The sequence below is a fragment of the Stenotrophomonas sp. CC22-02 genome (assembly GCF_004365115.1).
In the GTDB taxonomy this organism is placed as follows: Bacteria; Pseudomonadota; Gammaproteobacteria; order Xanthomonadales; family Xanthomonadaceae; genus Stenotrophomonas; species Stenotrophomonas forensis.
This window is the reverse complement of record NZ_SOCO01000002.1, coordinates 1-16,793: the sequence shown is the minus strand read 5'-3', so window position 1 is coordinate 16,793 and position 16,793 is coordinate 1. Positions and strand designations below refer to the sequence as shown.

Sequence of the window (16,793 nt, the reverse complement as noted above, 5' to 3'; positions counted from 1 at the left end):
CGGCACTACCCCTTGAACCGCAAGCCCACGCCCGGTTCGGTGAACAGGTAGCGCGAATCCAGTGCCGAGTCGCCCAGCTTGTGCCGCAGCTTGCCGACCAGGATGCGCAGGTAATGGGTGTCGTGCTGATGGGTCGGGCCCCAGATCTCCTGCAGGATCTGCGGCTGTGTCACCACCCGTCCGGCATTGCGCAGCAGCAGCGAGAGCAATGCATATTCCTTGCGGGTCAGCGCCACCGGCTCGCCATCCAGCGCCACTTCGCGGCGCACCAGGTCCACGTGCAGGTGGCCGTCGTCGAACACCGGTGGCGTGCCATCACTGGGTACGCTGCGGGTGCGCAGCAGCGCCCGTACCCGCGCCATCAGTTCCTGCGTGCCGAACGGCTTGGTGACATAGTCATTGGCGCCGGTATCCAGCGCCCGCACCTTCTCGGCCTCGCCGGCGCGCACGGTCAGCATGATCACCGGCACCTGGCTCCACTGCCGCAGCTGTTCAAGCACCTCGTGGCCTTCCATGTCCGGCAGGCCGATATCCAGGATCACCAGGTCCATGTCCTCGCTGGCGGCCAGCTGCAGGCCTTCCTGGCCGGTGGCCGCCTGCCGCACCTGGTAGCCCTGCGCGCGCAGGCTGATGTCCAGGAACCGGCGGATCTGGGTTTCATCGTCGATCACCAGCACGCGCGCGGCCGGCACGCTGGCATCAATCGGGGTCGGGCTCATCGTGGGAGGCTGGCTTGAGCAGGGGCAGGGTGATGCGGATCAGGGTACCGCGACCGTCGCGTCCGGGCAGCGCCTGCACGCTGCCGCCATGCGCGCCGATCATGCCCTGGCAGATGGTCAGGCCCAGGCCGGTGCCGTGGCGGCCACGGTCGCCGCGCTCGACGCTGTAGAACATGTCGAAGATGCGCGCGCGCTCGTCATCGGGAATGCCGGGGCCGGCATCGATCACGTCGATGCGCAGCTGGCCATCCAGCTCGCGCGCCTGCACCTGCACGGCGGCATCCGGCGGTGAGAACTTGGCGGCGTTCTCCATCACGTTGAACACGGCCTGTTCCACCAGCGCCGGGTGCACCCAGATCGGCGCCAGCGTGGACGGAATGTCCAGTTCCAGCCGCACCTTGGGCTGGTAACGCTGCAGGCGCCGCGCGGCGGAGCCGATCAGTTCGTCCACGCCGATCCAGTCGCGGTTGATCTTCAGCCCTTCGTGGCCAAGCCGGGTCATGTCCAGCAGGTTCTGGATGTAGCGGTCCAGGCGCTCGCCTTCGACCAGGATGGTATCGAGCAGGGCACGGCGATCAGTCGTGTCCATCGCCGCGCCGTAGCTGGCCAGGCTGTCGGCCGAACCGATCATCGCCGCCAGCGGCGAACGCAGGTCATGCGATACCGAAGAGAGCAGCGCCGAGCGCAGCCGCTCGGTCTCGTTGCTCACATGGGCCTGCTCCAGCTCTGCCACCAATCGCGTGCGCAGCGCGGCCTGGGCGATGTCGTCGACCATCGCTTCGGCCAGCTGCCGCTGCTCGGGCAGCAGGCGTGCCTGCGCGCCGGGCAGGTACAGGCCGGCCACGCCGATCGCATGGTCTTCGCCATCCAGCAGCGGCAGGAACCACCATTGCGCCCCTGCGAGGGTGTCGGTGAAGCGTCCGCTGGGCTGGCCGTGGCGCAGCGCCCAGTCGGCGGCGGCCAGATCGGTGTCGCCGGGCTGGCTGCGACCACCGGCCGCGGTATCCGTGCCGATCCGCAGCCACGCCGGCACATCCATGGCCTGTTCCAGTGCATGCCGGCCGGCCTGTGCCACCTCGCCGTTGCCGGCGGCGCTGGCCAGCTGCCGGCCCAGCTGCTGGCGCGCGCGCGCATGGCGGTTGGCCGCGCGCAGCGCGATCACCTGCATGCGCAGTCGTGAAGCCAGGCGCCCGGCCACCAGGGCGGCGGCCAGGAACAGGAACACGGTGATCACACCCTGGCGCGCACCGATGGCAAAGGTGAAGCGCGGCGCGATGAACAGGAAGTTGTAGGCGAGGAAGCACAGGATCGCCGCCATCACCGCCACGCTGGCGCGCGTGCGTGCAGCCACCAGCACCACCGCGACGATGAACACCATCGACAGGTCGGCCATGCCCACCCAGCGTTCGGCCAGCCAGGCCACCGCACAGGCCAGCGCGGTGGCGATCAGCGCCTGCACCGGTTCGTAGCTGATTCCGCGCGCCGCGGGCAGCAGGCCTTCGCGGCGCGAACGTGCACGTGCCTGCGGCGTGCTGATGATGGTGATCTCGTAATGTGCGCCGCGCTGTATCAGCTGCTGGGTCAGGGTGCGGTTGAACATCCGCGCCAGCGGTCGCTCGCGGGTGCGGCCCAGCACCAGGGTGGATACGCCGTTGTGCGCGGCATGGTCGAGCAGGGCATCGGCGATGCTTGATCCATGCAGCAGTTCAGCATCGCCGCCCAGGCGCCGCGCCAGCGCGAAGGCCGCATCGATCTCGCGGCGGGTCGCGTCATCCTGGCGACGTCCCTGCACGGTCACCACCGTCCATGGCGCATCGCGGCGTTCGGCGATGCGCCGTGCCACCCGCACCAGGTACTCGCTCTGGCCACCGCCATCGATGGCCACCAGCACGCCGCGGCGCAGTGGCAGGTTGCCTTCACCGCGTGCGGCGCGGGTTTCGCGCAGGCTGCTGTCGACGCGGTCGGCGGCTTCCTGCATTGCCAGTTCGCGCAGGGCGGTCAGGTTGGCCGGCGAGAAGAACGCCTGCAGGGCCTGCGTGGCCTGCTCGGGCACATAGACCTTGCCCTGCTGCAGGCGCGCGATCAGTTCGCGCGGCGGCAGGTCGACCAGCACGATGTCATGCAGGCGGTCGAGCACGCCGTCCGGCACGGTTTCGCTCACACGCACGCCGGTGATGCGCATCACCACGTCGTTGAGGCTTTCCAGGTGCTGGATGTTGACCGTGGTCCAGACGTCGATGCCGGCATCCAGGAGTTCCATCACATCCTGCCAGCGCCGCTCATGGCGGCTGCCCGGCGCGTTGCGATGGGCCAGTTCGTCCACCAGCACCAGTGCGGGATGCCGGGCCAGCACGGCATCCAGGTCCATCTCCTGCAGGGTGTGGCCGTGGTAGGCCACTTCCTTCAGCGGCAGCTGCGGCAGGCCTTCCAGCAACGCCTGGGTATCGGCGCGGCCGTGGGTTTCCGCCAGGCCCACCACCAGGTCGACGCCGCGGCGCAGCTGTTCCTGCGCGCGGGTCAGCATGGTGTAGGTCTTGCCCACGCCCGGCGCCGCGCCGAGGAACACCGTCAGCTTGCCGCCGGCTTCGCGTTGCAGGCCTTCGACCAGGGCATCGGCCTGGCGGGTACGTGCATCAGTCATGGGTGCCGCTGTCATGGCCGCCATTGTGCGCGCAGCGGGTGCAGGCCGGCATCACGGCGCCTTGGCAGCGTGGTCCAGTGCGAAGTTCAGCGTCACCACGTTCACTCGCGGCTGGCCGAACAGGCCCCACTGGCGACCTTCGGTATGCGCCTGCACCAGCGCCTGCACGCGTTCCACCGGCAGGCCATGGGCACGTGCCACGCGCGCCACCTGCAGTTGCGCCGACTCTGGCGACAGCTGCGGATCCAGGCCACCTGCGGACTGGGTGACCAGGTCCGCAGGCACCTGTGCCGGCGCTACGCCTTCGCGTGCGGCCACCGCCGCGGTGCTGGCGGCTACGCGTTCGGCCAGCGCCGGGTTGCTGCGTGCCATGTTGGAGCCCGCAGCGGCCATCGGATCGTAGTTGGCGGCCGACGGGCGTGCCTGGAAGTAGCCGTCACCGGTGAACGGCTGCGACAGCCACGCCGAGCCGCGCACCTGGCCGTTGCCATCACGCAGCAGGCTGCCTTCGGCCTGGGTCGGGTAGGCCAGGCCGGCGAAACCGGTGGCGATGCCGGCGTAGACCGCGCCGGCCAGCAACAGCGTGGCCAGGCCCAGGCCGATGGCCGGGCGCCAGCTGGCGCCATCCTGCAGGCCGGCCACGCGGGCCTCGGCCTTGGCTTCGCGGGACAGGGAAGACGAAGTGGAAGCAGAACGGTTCATGCGCCGAATACCAGGACAAGAAGGAGGTCGATCAGCTTGATCGCCGCGAACGGCAGCAGCACGCCGCCGAGGCCGTACACCAGCATGTTCCGGCGCAGCAGCGCGGTGGCCGTGGCCGGGCGGAAGCGCACGCCGCGCAGGGCGAGCGGGATCAGCGCAGGAATCACCAGCGCGTTGAAGATCAGCGCCGCCAGCACCGCGTTGCGCGGGCTCGACAGCTGCATCACGTTCAAGGCGGCCATGGTCGGCACCGCAGCGGCAAACAGCGCCGGCAGGATCGCGAAGTACTTGGAGACGTCGTTGGCCAGCGAGAAGGTGGTCAGCGCGCCGCGGGTGATCAGCTGCTGCTTGCCCACTTCCACCACCGCCAGCAGCTTGGCCGGGTCCGAATCGAGGTCGACCATGTTGCCGGCCTCCTTCGCTGCCTGCGTGCCGGAGTTCATCGCCAGGCCGATGTCGGCCTGCGCCAGTGCGGGCGCGTCATTGGTGCCATCGCCCACCATCGCCACCAGGCGGCCGCCGGCCTGCTCCTGGCGGATGCGCGCCAGCTTGTCTTCCGGGCGTGCCTCGGCGATGTAGTCATCCACGCCGGCCTCGGCAGCAATGGCGGCGGCGGTCAGCGGGTTGTCGCCGGTGATCATCACCGTGCGGATGCCCATCGCGCGCAGCTGCGCGAACTTCTCGCGCATGCCGTGCTTGACCACGTCCGACAGCTCGATCACGCCCAGCACGTGGCGCCCCTCGGCCACCACCAGCGGGGTGGCGCCATTGCGCGCCACCTGTTCGACACGACCGGCCAGCTCGGCCGGCACCGTGCCGCCCAGCGTCTGCACGTGGTTGCGGATCGCATCCAGTGCACCCTTGCGGATCTGCCGGCCATGTTCCAGATCCACGCCGGACATGCGGGTCTGCGCACTGAAGGCCAGGTAGTCGGCGTGGTCTGGCTCGGCGGTGGCGCAACCCTGCTCGCGGGCCAGGCGCACGATCGACTTGCCTTCCGGTGTCGGGTCGGCCAGCGAGGACAGCAGTGCCGCTTCACGCAGCTGGCTGGCGTCGATGCCGGCCAACGGATGGAAGTGGCTGGCCTGGCGGTCGCCATAGGTGATGGTGCCGGTCTTGTCCAGCAGCAGCACGTCGACGTCGCCGGCCACTTCCACCGCCTTGCCCGACTTGGCCAGCACGTTGGCGGCCAGCGCACGGTTCATGCCGGCGATGCCAATCGCCGGCAGCAGGCCGCCGATGGTGGTCGGGATCAGGCACACCAGCAGCGCGATCAGCAACAGCGGATCGACCTTGACGCCCACTGCAGCACCGATCGCCGGCAGCGTCGCCACCACCACCAGGAAGGTCAGCGTCATCGCCGCCAGCAGCAGGGTCAGCGCGACCTCGTTCGGCGTCTTCTGCCGGTTGGCGCCTTCCACCAGCGCGATCATCCGGTCCAGGAAACTGTGGCCCGGCTCGGCGGTCACCCGCACGATGATCTGGTCGGACAGCACCTTGGTGCCGCCGATCACGCCGGAACGGTCGGTGCCGGCCTCGCGCAGCACCGGTGCCGATTCGCCGGTCACCGCCGCTTCGTTGATGGTGGCCAGGCCCTGCACGATCTCGCCATCGGCCGGCACCAGTTCACCGGCACTGACGATCACATGGTCGCCCGGGCGCAGCTCGGCGGCCGGCACCTGGGCTTCTGCGGCGCCGGGCTGCGGCGCCACCAGCCGACGCGCCACCAGGTCCTGGCGGGCCCGGCGCAGCGAGGCGGCCTGGCCGCGGCCACGTGCCTCGGCCACGGCCTCGGCGAAATTGCCGAACAGCACGGTCACCAGCAGGATCGCGGTCACCGCCAGGCCGAAGCCCAGCGGCGCATTGCCGGTCAGGGTGACGATGGCGGCGACGATCGTGCCGGCCATCACCACCGCCATCACCGGGCTGCGCACCAGATGCATCGGCGACAGCTTGCGCACCGCTTCCACCAGCGCACGGCGCAGGCCGGCGCCATCGAGCAGGGCAGGGCGTGGCGCATGGGTACTACGGGTTGAACTTGCATGACTACTCATGGGGGTGTCCTCAGTGCAGTCCCAGGCTCAGGTGGTCGGCGATCGGGCCGAGTACCAGCGCCGGCATGAACTGCAGCACGGTCAGGATGACGATCACCGAGACCAGGGTCAGGGCGAAGGTCGGGGTTTCGATCTGCAGGCTGCCGGCAGATTCCGGCGCCTGGCGCTTGGCAGCCAGCTGTGCGGCCACCACCAGCGGAATGATCAGCAGCGGGAAGCGGCCCAGCAGCAGTACCAGCGAGCAGCTCAGGTTCCACCACAACGTGGCGTCACCCAGGCCTTCGAAGCCGGAACCGTTGTTGGCATAGGCCGACACGTACTCGTAGAAGACCTGGCTGATGCCATGGAAGCCGGGGTTGGAGGTGCCGGCCAGGCCGGGCACGGCCAGGGTGATCGCAGTGAACACCAGCAGGGTGATCGGCTGCAGCAGCACCAGCAGGGCCAGCAGGCGCACCTGCGGCGTCTCCAGCTTGCGGCCGAACAGTTCCGGCGTACGCCCGGTCATCAACCCGGCCAGGAACACGCCCAGCAGCAGGTAGACGATGAACTGCTGCAGGCCGCAACCGATACCGCCCCAGATCGCACTGACCAGCATGTTGACCATCGCGATGCCGCCACTCAGCGGTGCCAGCGAGTCGTGCATGCCGTTGACCGAGCCGTTGGAGACCTGGGTGGTCACCGCCGCCCACAGCGCGGTGCCATCGGCGCCGAAGCGCACCTCCTTGCCTTCCATCAGCAGCGGGGTGGCCGCGCTGGCGCTATGGCCTTCGCTCCACATCATCGCGCCGGTCGACAGCAGCGACATGCCCAGCATGCAGCTGAACACCAGGGCGCCGAAGCGGCGGCGGCCGGTAAAGGCACCGATCATGAAGATCACCGCCATCGGTATCAGCAGGATGCCGACAACCTCCAGCGCGTTCGACAGCGGGGTCGGGTTTTCCAGCGGGAAGCTGCTGTTCGGTCCATACCAGCCGCCACCGTTGGCGCCCAGCTGCTTGGCCGCGACCATCGCCGCGACCGGGCCCAGCGGCAGTTTTTGCTGGGCCATGCCGGCACTGGCGTCGATCGGCGTGGCCTGCGGGCCGCCGGCCATCGTCGACGGTACGCCCTGGCTGGTCAGCAGCAGGGTCCAGACCAGGCACAGCGGCAGCAGGAAGCGCACGCACAGGCGCACCACGTCCACGTAGTAGTTGCCCACCGCCACCTGGCGGTCATCGCCGGTACCGGTCGCCGCCGCAGCCTGCGGCGCACGCGCGAACAACGCGCGCAGCGTCGCCACCGCCAACGCCAGCCCCATCATCGGCGTCACCACCTGCAGGCCGGTGATGCCGGTCATCTGCGAGAGATAGGACAGCTGCGCCTGGCCCGAGTAGTGCTGCTGGTTGGTGTTGGTCAGGAACGAGATCATCGTGTGCAGCGCGGTGTCCCAGCGCATGTTCGGGATCTGGTCCGGATTCAACGGCAACCAGGCCTGGGTCATGAACACCGCCTGGGTCAGCACCGCGACCACCACGTTGCTCAGCACGAAGGCCAGCGCATAGCCGCGCCAGGACATCGAACGCGATGGATCGACGCCGAACACCTTGTACAGCGGCTTTTCGATCCAGTGGAACAGCACGTCGACCTTCATCGGCGCACCGCGCATCACGCGCGCCAGGTACAGGCCCAGCGGCCACGCCAGCAGCAGGCTGGCAGCAATAATGACAAGCATCTCAGTCATGGCCGGCTCCGTCAGAACGACTCGGGCCGAAGCACGACATAGAGAAGATAGGCGGCGGCGACCAGCACCAGCACGCCACACAACAACGACAGCCAGGGGGACATTGCAATAGCGTCCTGGTGGAACCCCTCCACCTCAGGCCGCCATCGTCGTCCTGCCCCCCATAAACGCACTACGCGCCGGACCGGGCCGACGCGTAAAGAGTGCATAAATTCGCTGGGCCAACCCGTAACCAGGCCCCGGGTAGCGCCGGGCCACGCCCGGCAGTGCGAGCGTCGTCAGCCGGCCGGTGCTGCCGCCGGCACCAGCCCCTTCAGTTCGCGATAGCGCTGCAGGCTGCTGTCGATCTCGGCCTTCAGGGCCTGCTGCTGTTGCACGAACCCGGCCTGCAGCCGCTGCTGCGCCTGCAGCTGCACATGCCGCTGGCGGATCGCTTCGGCCTGCTTGCCGGCCACCTTGCCACCGGCCAGTTCGCGATCGCCGGCAGCCGCCAGCAGTGCCACCAGCGATTCACGCAGGCTGGTGACGTTGTACTCGGCCGTCTTGAGGTTGTTGTCCAGCACTTCCTGGCGTTCGGCGAACACCCGGCGCAGGTCGTCCTCGCTGCCATAGGTGGTCAGCATCGCCTGCTCGGTGCGCTGGCGGGTCTGCGCGGCCATCAGGTCCAGCTGCCGCTGCGCCGCTTCCGTGCTGGCGGCGGCGCGTTCCTCGTCGGTCAACGCGCGCTGGACCTGCGCATTGCGCAGGCCACTTTTTGCGTTGAACTCGTCGCGGGCATGGTTGACCGCGTCGGCCGGCAGCGAATCGCTGCAGATCCGCTCCTTGCCCTCGTTCCAGCAGTACAGCTTCTTCTCCACCTTTCCACCGCCCCGCGGCTGCGCCGGAACGGTGAACGGCACAGCCAGCAGCAGGCCGGCAAAGAGCACAGCAGGAACTCGGGACATGACCTTTCCCCTGGGTCGGTCAGCGGGTCGAACGGACGCCGTACTGGGCCCGGTAGGCTTCCAGCGGCTGCCGGTAACCCACAAGTTCCGGGTTGCCGGAGGCGAAATCAAGCAGGTCGGCCAGCGACGCCACGGCGATCACCGGAATGCCGGCTTCTTCGGCCACCGACTGCGCGGCGGAGCGGCGGTCGGATTCCGAGGCGATCTCCTGGCGGTCCAGCGCCACCACGATGCCGGCCGGCGTGCCACCGGCGGCGCGGATGATGCCCAGCGCTTCGCGGATCGCGGTACCGGCGGTGATCACGTCGTCGACGATCAGCACGCGCTTGCCATTCAGGTCGGCGCCGATCAGCTGGCCGCCTTCACCGTGGTCCTTGGCTTCCTTGCGGTTGAACGACAGCGGCAGGTCGCGGCCGCGCTGGGCCAGCTCGCAGGCCATCGCGGTGGCCAGCGGAATGCCCTTGTAGGCCGGGCCGAACACCACGTCGTACTTGATCCCGGTGGCGTCGATGGCATCGGCGTAGCAGGCGCCGAGCTGCGACAGCAGCGAACCGGAGTCGAAACGACCGGCGTTGAAGAAATAGGGGCTCAGCCGGCCGGACTTGAGGGTGAACTGGCCGAAGCGCAGGGCGTCGGCGGTCAGGGCCAGCTGCAGAAAACGGTGGCGGTGGTCGCTCATCAAAACTCGATTCATCTTCATTTGGAGCACAAATCCTAATCCAGCTGGGCGTTTCGCGCTCGTCCGGCCCTGTGTGAGGGGCGTTGCGGCCCCCTCTGGCGGACTGCGCAGCCCTGCGGGCAACCGGTATGCTTGCCCGGTTTCCCGCCGCAGGTCCCCCGCATGCGCATCATCAGTTTCAACGCCAATGGCATCCGTTCCGCCGCAACCAAGGGCTTCCTCGATTGGTTCCGCGCCCAGGACGCCGACGTCCTGTGCATCCAGGAGACCAAGGCCCAGGAAGACCAGCTGACCGACCCGATGTTCCGCCCGGACGGCCACCACTGCTTCTACCGCGACGCCATCACCAAGAAGGGCTACAGCGGCGTGGCGATCTACAGCAAGCGCGAGCCGGACCAGGTCATCACCTCGCTGGGCTGGGCCCCGTTCGACGACGAAGGCCGCTACATCGAGGCGCGCTACGGCAACCTCAGCGTGGTCTCCTTCTATATCCCGTCCGGCAGCTCGGGCGACCTGCGCCAGGGTTTCAAGTTCGAAGTGATGGAATGGCTGCGGCCGATCCTCGAGGAATGGGCGCGTAGCGGCCGCGACTACGTGCTGTGCGGCGACTGGAACATCGTCCGTTCGGCGCTGGACATCAAGAACTGGAAGTCCAACCAGAAGAACTCCGGCTGCCTGCCGGAAGAGCGCGACTGGCTCAACGCCCTGTGCGCCGACCACGGCCAGGCCACCGATGTCGCCGCCGGTCGCGGCTGGGCCGATGCCTACCGCCTGCTCAACCCTACCGGCGAGGACTACACCTGGTGGAGCAACCGCGGCGCCGCCCGCGCCAACAATGTCGGTTGGCGCATCGACTACCAGTTCATCACCCCGGGCCTGCGTGACCGCCTGCGCAGCTGCTCGATCTATCGCGACGAGCGCTTCTCCGACCACGCGCCGTTCATCGTGGACTACGACCTGTGACCGAGGCCGCCACGCCGGTCAGCTACAAGGGCTGGGCGGGCATCAAGCGCGCCTTCGGCACCCCGTCGGCGCTGACCATGGCCATGCTCGGCTTCGGCAGCGGCCTGCCGTTCCTGCTGATTGCCTCGCAGACCCTGTCCACGCGCCTGCGCGACGTCGGCCTGGACCTGGGCAGCATCGGCCTGATCAGCCTGGCCAGCTTCTTCTACCTGCTCAAGTTCCTGTGGGCGCCACTGCTGGATCGCTATGCCTTCCCGCTGCTCGGTGGGCTCGGCCGCCGTCGCTCGTGGCTGCTGGTGTCGCAGGCGCTGGTTCTGGTCGGCCTGGTTGCACTGGCCTTCGTGCGGCCCGAGCAGGGCGTCTGGCCGCTGGTGGCCTGGGTGCTGGTGGCCTCGTTCGCCGGCGCCACCCAGGACTCGGCCGTCGATGCCTACCGCATCGAGATCGCACCGCAGGCCGCGCAGGCCGCGCTGGCGGCGACCTATACGCTGGGTTACCGGATCGGCCTGATCCTGGCCGGTGCCGGCGCGTTGTACCTCGCCCAGTTCGAAGGCTGGATCATCGCCTATCTGGCCATGGCGGCACTGATGCTGCTGCCGATCGTCACCACCCTGCTGTGCGCCGAACCGGAACGTCCGGCGACGACCGTGCAGCGCCGCATCGATGTCGCCGAGGCGTTCGTGCAACCCATCACCAGCTTCTTCAGCCGCAACGGCGTGGCGCTGGCGCTGGTGCTGCTGGCCTTCGTCGGGCTGTTCAAGTTCCCCGACCAGGTCATCGGCGTGATGGCCGGACCGTTCTATCTCGACTCCGGGTTCGACAAGGCCGACATCGCCACGGTCTCCAAGCTGTTCGGCGTGTGGATGGGCATCGGCGGCGCCTTCCTGGGCGGCATCGCGGTGGCCGCGTTCGGTTTCCGCCGCATGCTGCTGGTGGCCGCGCTGGGCGTGGCGCTGTCCAACCTCGCGTTCCTGCTGATGGCGCACAACCCGGGCAAGTTGTGGGCGTTCTATGCCGCGCTCAGCGCCGACAACCTGTTCCAGGGGTTTGCCGGCACCGTGCTGGTGGCCTTCATGTCGTCGCTGACCGACCGCAACTTCACCGCCACCCAGTACGCGCTGCTGGTCTCGCTGGCCAACCTGCCCGGCAAGTTCGTCGGCGGCGTCTCCGGCTACATCGTTGAAGCCACCTCCTACAGCACGTTCTTCATCCTCAGCTCGGTCACCGTGGTGCCGACCCTGCTGCTGCTGGCCTGGTTGTGGCCGCGGATCGTCGATCGCGGGCCGCCGCCGGTCGCCTGATTGCCTGTACGTCCGGTCTGCGGGATCATCGCCCCGACGCGCCGAGGGGGCGGTGCCTTGCGAACGGGGAAGTGAGCATGGCCGACGTTGTGCTGCGGGATCTGGACCCGCTGCTGCTGGACCGTATCCGTCGAGTCGCGGTTGCCCGCGGCTGGACCCACGAACAGACCTGCACGGCCCTGCTGGAGCAGGGGCTGTTCAGCAGTGAACTGGAGGTCCGTTCCGGCTTCGGTGACCCCGAAGTGGACGCCCTGTCCGATGCCATCGCCGCCCTCCAGGCCCTGCCCGCAGGGCAGGGCTTCCGGTAGATCCACGCCATGCGTGGATGGCGCCGACGGGGTAGCGCCGGGCCACGCCCGGCGGATGGCACCACCTCACGCCAGATGGATCGCCCCGAGAATCCGCGGCCCGTGCGCCCCGGTCACGCTCGGCAGGTTGCCGGCCAGCCCGTCCATCGTCCGCTGCGCCAGCCACGCAAACCCCATCGCCTCCACGTACTCCGGGTCCAGCCCGTGCATCGCACTGGACTCCACCAGCACCTCCGGTAGCCGCGCCGCCAGCCGCTTCATCAGCTGCCGGTTGCGTACTCCGCCGCCACAGACCAGCAGGCGCCGGGTCTGCGGCTGCTGCGCCAGCAGTGCGTCGGCTACCGTCGCCACGGTCAGCTCCAGCAAGGTCGCCTGCACGTCGGCGGCGGCGTATTCGCCTTCGCCCATGTGCGCCTCGGCCCAGGCCAGGTGGAACTGTTCGCGGCCGGTACTCTTCGGTGGCGGCAGGTCAAACCAGGGTTCCGAACGCCAGCCGGCCAGCAGGCTGTCGTCCACTGCGCCACTGGCGGCATACGCGCCGTCGGCATCGAAGGTGCGGCCGGTGTGGCGCTGGCACCAGGCGTCCATCAACGCATTGGCCGGGCCGGTATCGAAGCCACGGACCGCGCCTTCGCGCGGGATCAGGGTCAGGTTGGCGATGCCGCCCAGGTTCAGTACCGCGCGGTCTTCATCGGCGGTGCCGAGCATGCCCAGGTGGAAGGCCGGCATCAGCGGTGCGCCATGGCCTCCGGCCGCTACGTCGCGGCGGCGGAAGTCGGACACCGTGGTGATCCCGGTCAGTTCAGCGATGCGGTTGCCGTCGCCCAGCTGCACGGTGAACGCAGGGTCGGCCAGCGGCCGATGGCGCACGGTCTGCCCATGCGAGCCGATCGCCCGCACCTGCGCCGGGTCCACGCCCGCCTCGGCCAGCAGCTGGTTGGCGGCGTCGGCGAAGCTGATCGCGATCCGCGCATCCAGCTCGCCCAGTTCCTCCAGCGAGTCCAGTGGCCCCCCTTCGCCCAGCGCCACCAGCCGCGCGCGCAGCACCGGTTCCCAGCGGGCGGTCAGGCCATGCACGAAGTGGCAGCCACCGCTGCTGGGGAACTGCACCAGTGCGGCATCGATGCCGTCGGCGCTGGTGCCCGACATCAGGCCCAGGTACAGGGGAGCATCGGCGTCGGTAGTCGTGTTCATGGCGGGCATAAAAAAAGGACGCGGCAAGCTTGGGCTGCCGCGTCCTTCTTCGTCAACGCAGGGGCTCAGCCGCGCTTGCGGCCGTTGCCTGGCTTGTCCTTGGCGCTGGCCACCTCGGGCGCGGCCTCATCGCGGCTGGTCGGCGCCGGGCTGGCGTCGGCGTAGATCAGCTTCTCCATGCCCTGGATGCGCGCCATTGCCGGCGCGGTCTGCGCGCGGAAGGCCACCAGCTCGGCGCCCTTCAGCGGTTCCGGCGGCGGCATGGTCACCGTCAGCGGGTTGCGGTGCTCGCCGTTGACGCGGAATTCGTAGTGCAGGTGCGGGCCGGTGGCCAGGCCGGTCGAGCCGACATAGCCGATCACCGTGCCCTGGGCCACGCGCTGGCCGGTCTTGATGTTCGCAAAGCGCGACATGTGCCCGTACAGGGTGGTGTGGCCACGGCCGTGGTCGAGGATCACCACGTTGCCGTAGCCGCGCTGCACGCCGGCGAACTGCACGCGGGCATCGCCGGCGGCCATGATCGGGGTGCCGGTGCGCGCGGCGTAGTCCACGCCCTTGTGCATGCGCATCTTGCCCAGCACCGGGTGCTTGCGCGCGCCGAAGGTCGAGCTCAGCCGCGCGAACGGGATCGGCATGCGGATGAAGCTCTTCTTCAGCGAACGCCCGTTGATGTCGTAGTACTCGGACTTGCCGTTGCGGTCGAAGCGGAAGCCGGAGTAGGTCTTGCCGCCGGTGGTGAAGGTCGCCGCCAGGATCTTGCTGGTGTCCACCTTCTCGCCTTCGCGCCAGGTTTCATCCATCACCACGCTGAAGCGGTCGCCCGGCTGCAGGTCCTTCGAGAAGTCGATGTCGTACTTGAAGATGTCGTCGGTCATCGTCGCGATGGCCGACGGCGACAGCCCGGCGCGGCGGGCAGCGGCATACAGCGAACTGGTGATCTCACCGCTGGTGACCACGGTGCGCGTGGAGGTCTCGCGCTTGGTCACCTTCTCCTTGATGTCATCGCCAACCAGGCTCAACTCGACCCGGTTGTCGCCATCACGGTCGAAGCGGATGCTGCGCAGGTCGCCCGAGAGCGGCATGTCGAAGGCGATTTCGGTACCGGGGCGCAGCTTGGTCAGCGATTCGCGGGCGCCGGGATGGTCCAGCACGCGGTGCAGGGTGCTGGCCGGAATGCCGGCCTGGTCGAACAGGTCGCTCAGGGTCTGGCCGCGCTGCACCCGCAGCACCTGCCAGCTGTCGCCCGGCACCTGCTGCTGGCGGGCCATGGTCAACGGCGGCAACGGCAGTGCCAGGCTGGTGTGGCTGTCGGCGAACGGTGCGTCGATGGTGTGCGAGAAGCCGGGGACGATCGTCGCCACCAGGGCGCCGATGGTCGCAAACAGGCTGGCATGCATCCAATGGCGCCGGGTCCAGCGTTCATTGAATGCGGCGGGAAGGTGTTGCCTGAGCTTCCGATGCAGGGCGTTGTCGTGCAGGACGTGAAGGCGTTCCTGGAAGCGCTGCTTGCGTGCGCGCCCTTGTTCGGAATTGTGCATCGGCGATTTTTCCTGACGGCCCGGGAGCGCGGGCCTAAACGCCGGTTACCATAGACACCTGAGAAAACCGCGTCAAACCCTTGTGCCCATTGGCTTTTGTGAAGCCAATCGGGTTAACTTTGCTTTAACACCCCACACAAGAATCGGCGTTGCCGGGAGTAGTCACGTGTCCTCGATTGAAGAAGCCCTTGCCCTGATCGGCCGTGGTGCCGACGAGATCCTCAAGCTCGAGGATCTGCGTGCGCGCCTGCAGGAAGGCCGCCCGCTGCGGATCAAGGCTGGCTTCGACCCCACCGCGCCCGACCTGCACCTGGGCCATACGGTGCTGCTGAACAAGATGCGCCAGTTCCAGGACCTTGGCCACCAGGTCATCTTCCTGATCGGCGACTTCACCGGCATGATCGGCGACCCGTCGGGCAAGAGCCTGACCCGCAAGCCGCTCAGCCGCGAGGACGTGCTGGCCAACGCCCGCACCTACGAGGAGCAGGTGTTCAAGGTGCTCGACCGCAGCCGTACCGAAGTCCGCTTCAATTCGGAGTGGTTCGGCAAGATGGGCGCGGCCGACATGATCCGCCTGGCCGGCCAGCACACCGTGGCGCGCATGCTCGAGCGCGACGACTTCGCCAAGCGCTACGCCGCCCAGCAGTCCATCGCCATCCACGAGTTCCTGTACCCGCTGGTGCAGGGCTACGACTCGGTGGCCCTGGAAGCCGACATCGAGCTGGGCGGTACCGACCAGAAGTTCAACCTGCTGATGGGCCGCGGCCTGCAGGAGCACCATGGCCAGAAGCCGCAGGTGGTGCTGACCATGCCGCTGCTGGAAGGCCTGGACGGCGTCAACAAGATGTCCAAGTCGCTGGGCAACTACATCGGTATCAGCGAACCGGCCATCGACATCGTCACCAAGACCATGAAGGTGGACGACACCCTGATGTGGCGCTGGATCGAGCTGCTGTCCTTCGACATCAGCCAGGCCGAAGCCGTGCAGCTGCGTGAGCAGGTGGCCACGGGCGGCCTGAACCCGCGCGTGGTCAAGCTGCGCCTGGCGCGCGAGCTGGCGACCCGCTTCCACGACGTTGCGGCCGCCGAGCAGGCCATTGCCGGCTGGGAAGCGGCGGTGACCGGGCAGGGCGACATCACCCAGCTGCCGCTGCAGGACGTGGCGATCCCGGCCGAGGGCCTGCGTATCGCCGCGCTGCTGACGGCGGCCGGCCTGACCCCGAGCAACTCCGAAGCCAACCGCAAGCTCAAGGAGCGCGCGGTCAAGGTGGATGGTGACGTGGTGGAAGATGGCCAGCAGGTGCTGCTGCCGGGCTTCGAAGGCCTGCTGCAGGTCGGCAAGCGCACCTTCGCCCGCGTGCGCCTGGTCGCTGCCTGACATGAAGGAAGGGCCGGCGTCAGCCGGCCCTTCCTTTGTAGCGTCGAGCGATGCTCGACGGCTCCTGCTCTTCGCGGACGCGTCCAGAAGGCCGCGATGGATGAACGGATGCAACATCCGTTGAAAAAAATCGCCACACCCCCTTCACAAATGATCCAGATGGGGACATACTTCTCCTCCCCCGTCGCAGGGGTCGCCACCAAGGGGCTTCAGCGACAACAGGGCGCCCACCACCGCCGAACGAGATGATCGAACGAAGGTGTTGACGGACTGAAAAAGTCTGGCATAATGGGCGGCTCGCTACGAAGGAAACTTCGCAGCACACGGGAGCGGCGCTGAGGCCACTTCCCCGGATCTTTGAAAGTATGCGCAGGTATCTTGTGAAGGCGCCTGCAGGAAGGATGATTGTCCATCTTGCAGACGTTTGATCAAGCAACTATTAATTGTTTTAAAGCAAGCGATACGTTGCCAGAATCAATCATCTGCAGCTTTAAATTTTGATCTTCGGATCATGTCGTTTTAAGTGAAGAGTTTGATCCTGGCTCAGAGTGAACGCTGGCGGTAGGCCTAACACATGCAAGTCGAACGGCAGCACAGAGGAGCTTGCTCCTTGGGTGGCGAGTGGCGGACGGGTGAGGAATACATCGGAATC

General features: G+C 67.9%; 14 protein-coding genes and 1 rRNA gene. 5 read left to right on the top strand and 10 right to left on the bottom strand.

Features of this window, described 5'->3' with window-relative positions; all coding sequences use genetic code 11:
* Positions 1 to 5: 5 nt before the first annotated feature.
* The 8 genes from N440_RS17960 to pyrE all read right to left on the bottom strand — a co-directional run bounded on the left by N440_RS17960 (position 6) and on the right by pyrE (position 9,459).
* Positions 6 to 719 carry a response regulator transcription factor gene (locus N440_RS17960; protein ID WP_004153862.1) on the bottom strand — a complete coding sequence of 238 codons (714 nt, stop codon included), beginning with the start codon at positions 717 to 719 and terminating at the stop codon, positions 6 to 8.
* Positions 700 to 3,360, bottom strand: a complete 2,661-nt coding sequence (locus N440_RS17955) for a sensor histidine kinase KdpD (protein WP_133936068.1) — start codon at positions 3,358 to 3,360, stop codon at positions 700 to 702. The genes N440_RS17960 and N440_RS17955 overlap by 20 nt, the downstream gene beginning before the upstream one ends.
* Positions 3,361 to 3,411: 51 nt before the next feature.
* A complete protein-coding gene (gene kdpC / locus N440_RS17950; RefSeq protein WP_133936067.1) occupies positions 3,412 to 4,062 on the bottom strand; it encodes a potassium-transporting ATPase subunit KdpC in 651 nt (216 codons plus the stop codon).
* Positions 4,059 to 6,116: a potassium-transporting ATPase subunit KdpB gene (gene kdpB / locus N440_RS17945; RefSeq protein WP_133936066.1), complete on the bottom strand. Its 2,058-nt coding sequence runs from the start codon at positions 6,114 to 6,116 to the stop codon at positions 4,059 to 4,061. The genes kdpC and kdpB overlap by 4 nt, the downstream gene beginning before the upstream one ends.
* A gap of 10 nt (positions 6,117 to 6,126) precedes the next feature.
* Positions 6,127 to 7,836 carry a potassium-transporting ATPase subunit KdpA gene (gene kdpA, locus N440_RS17940; protein ID WP_133936065.1) on the bottom strand — a complete coding sequence of 570 codons (1,710 nt, stop codon included), beginning with the start codon at positions 7,834 to 7,836 and terminating at the stop codon, positions 6,127 to 6,129.
* Positions 7,837 to 7,847: 11 nt separating this feature from the next.
* Entirely contained in the window at positions 7,848 to 7,940 is a 93-nt protein-coding gene (locus N440_RS17935; protein ID WP_005407770.1) for a potassium-transporting ATPase subunit F, read from the bottom strand.
* Between the two features lie 174 nt (positions 7,941 to 8,114).
* Entirely contained in the window at positions 8,115 to 8,780 is a 666-nt protein-coding gene (locus N440_RS17930; protein WP_133936064.1) for a hypothetical protein, read from the bottom strand.
* Positions 8,781 to 8,799: 19 nt separating this feature from the next.
* Positions 8,800 to 9,459, bottom strand: a complete 660-nt coding sequence (gene pyrE, locus N440_RS17925) for an orotate phosphoribosyltransferase (protein WP_133936063.1) — start codon at positions 9,457 to 9,459, stop codon at positions 8,800 to 8,802.
* Positions 9,460 to 9,621: 162 nt separating this feature from the next.
* Between pyrE and N440_RS17920 the strand changes: the two genes are divergently transcribed.
* The 3 genes from N440_RS17920 (at position 9,622) to N440_RS17910 (ending at position 12,031) form a co-directional block, all read left to right on the top strand.
* Entirely contained in the window at positions 9,622 to 10,422 is an 801-nt protein-coding gene (locus N440_RS17920; RefSeq protein ID WP_014035707.1) for an exodeoxyribonuclease III, read from the top strand.
* Positions 10,419 to 11,723: an MFS transporter gene (locus N440_RS17915; protein WP_133936062.1), complete on the top strand. Its 1,305-nt coding sequence runs from the start codon at positions 10,419 to 10,421 to the stop codon at positions 11,721 to 11,723. The genes N440_RS17920 and N440_RS17915 overlap by 4 nt, the downstream gene beginning before the upstream one ends.
* Positions 11,724 to 11,800: 77 nt before the next feature.
* On the top strand, positions 11,801 to 12,031 hold the full coding sequence (locus N440_RS17910; RefSeq protein ID WP_133936061.1) for a hypothetical protein: 231 nt from the start codon (positions 11,801 to 11,803) through the stop codon (positions 12,029 to 12,031).
* Between the two features lie 66 nt (positions 12,032 to 12,097).
* On the opposite strand, the gene N440_RS17905 is transcribed toward N440_RS17910, so the two are convergent.
* Both N440_RS17905 and N440_RS17900 read right to left on the bottom strand, forming a co-directional pair.
* On the bottom strand, positions 12,098 to 13,225 hold the full coding sequence (locus N440_RS17905; protein WP_133936060.1) for an anhydro-N-acetylmuramic acid kinase: 1,128 nt from the start codon (positions 13,223 to 13,225) through the stop codon (positions 12,098 to 12,100).
* Between the two features lie 65 nt (positions 13,226 to 13,290).
* Positions 13,291 to 14,763 carry a peptidoglycan DD-metalloendopeptidase family protein gene (locus N440_RS17900; RefSeq protein WP_133936059.1) on the bottom strand — a complete coding sequence of 491 codons (1,473 nt, stop codon included), beginning with the start codon at positions 14,761 to 14,763 and terminating at the stop codon, positions 13,291 to 13,293.
* Between the two features lie 166 nt (positions 14,764 to 14,929).
* Here N440_RS17900 and tyrS point away from each other — a divergent pair, with 166 nt between their 5' ends.
* Complete coding sequence (tyrS, locus tag N440_RS17895; protein ID WP_133936058.1) at positions 14,930 to 16,141, top strand: tyrosine--tRNA ligase; 1,212 nt, start codon at positions 14,930 to 14,932, stop codon at positions 16,139 to 16,141.
* 520 nt (positions 16,142 to 16,661) lie between these two features.
* A 16S ribosomal RNA gene (locus N440_RS17890) occupies positions 16,662 to 16,793 on the top strand; the annotation flags it as partial.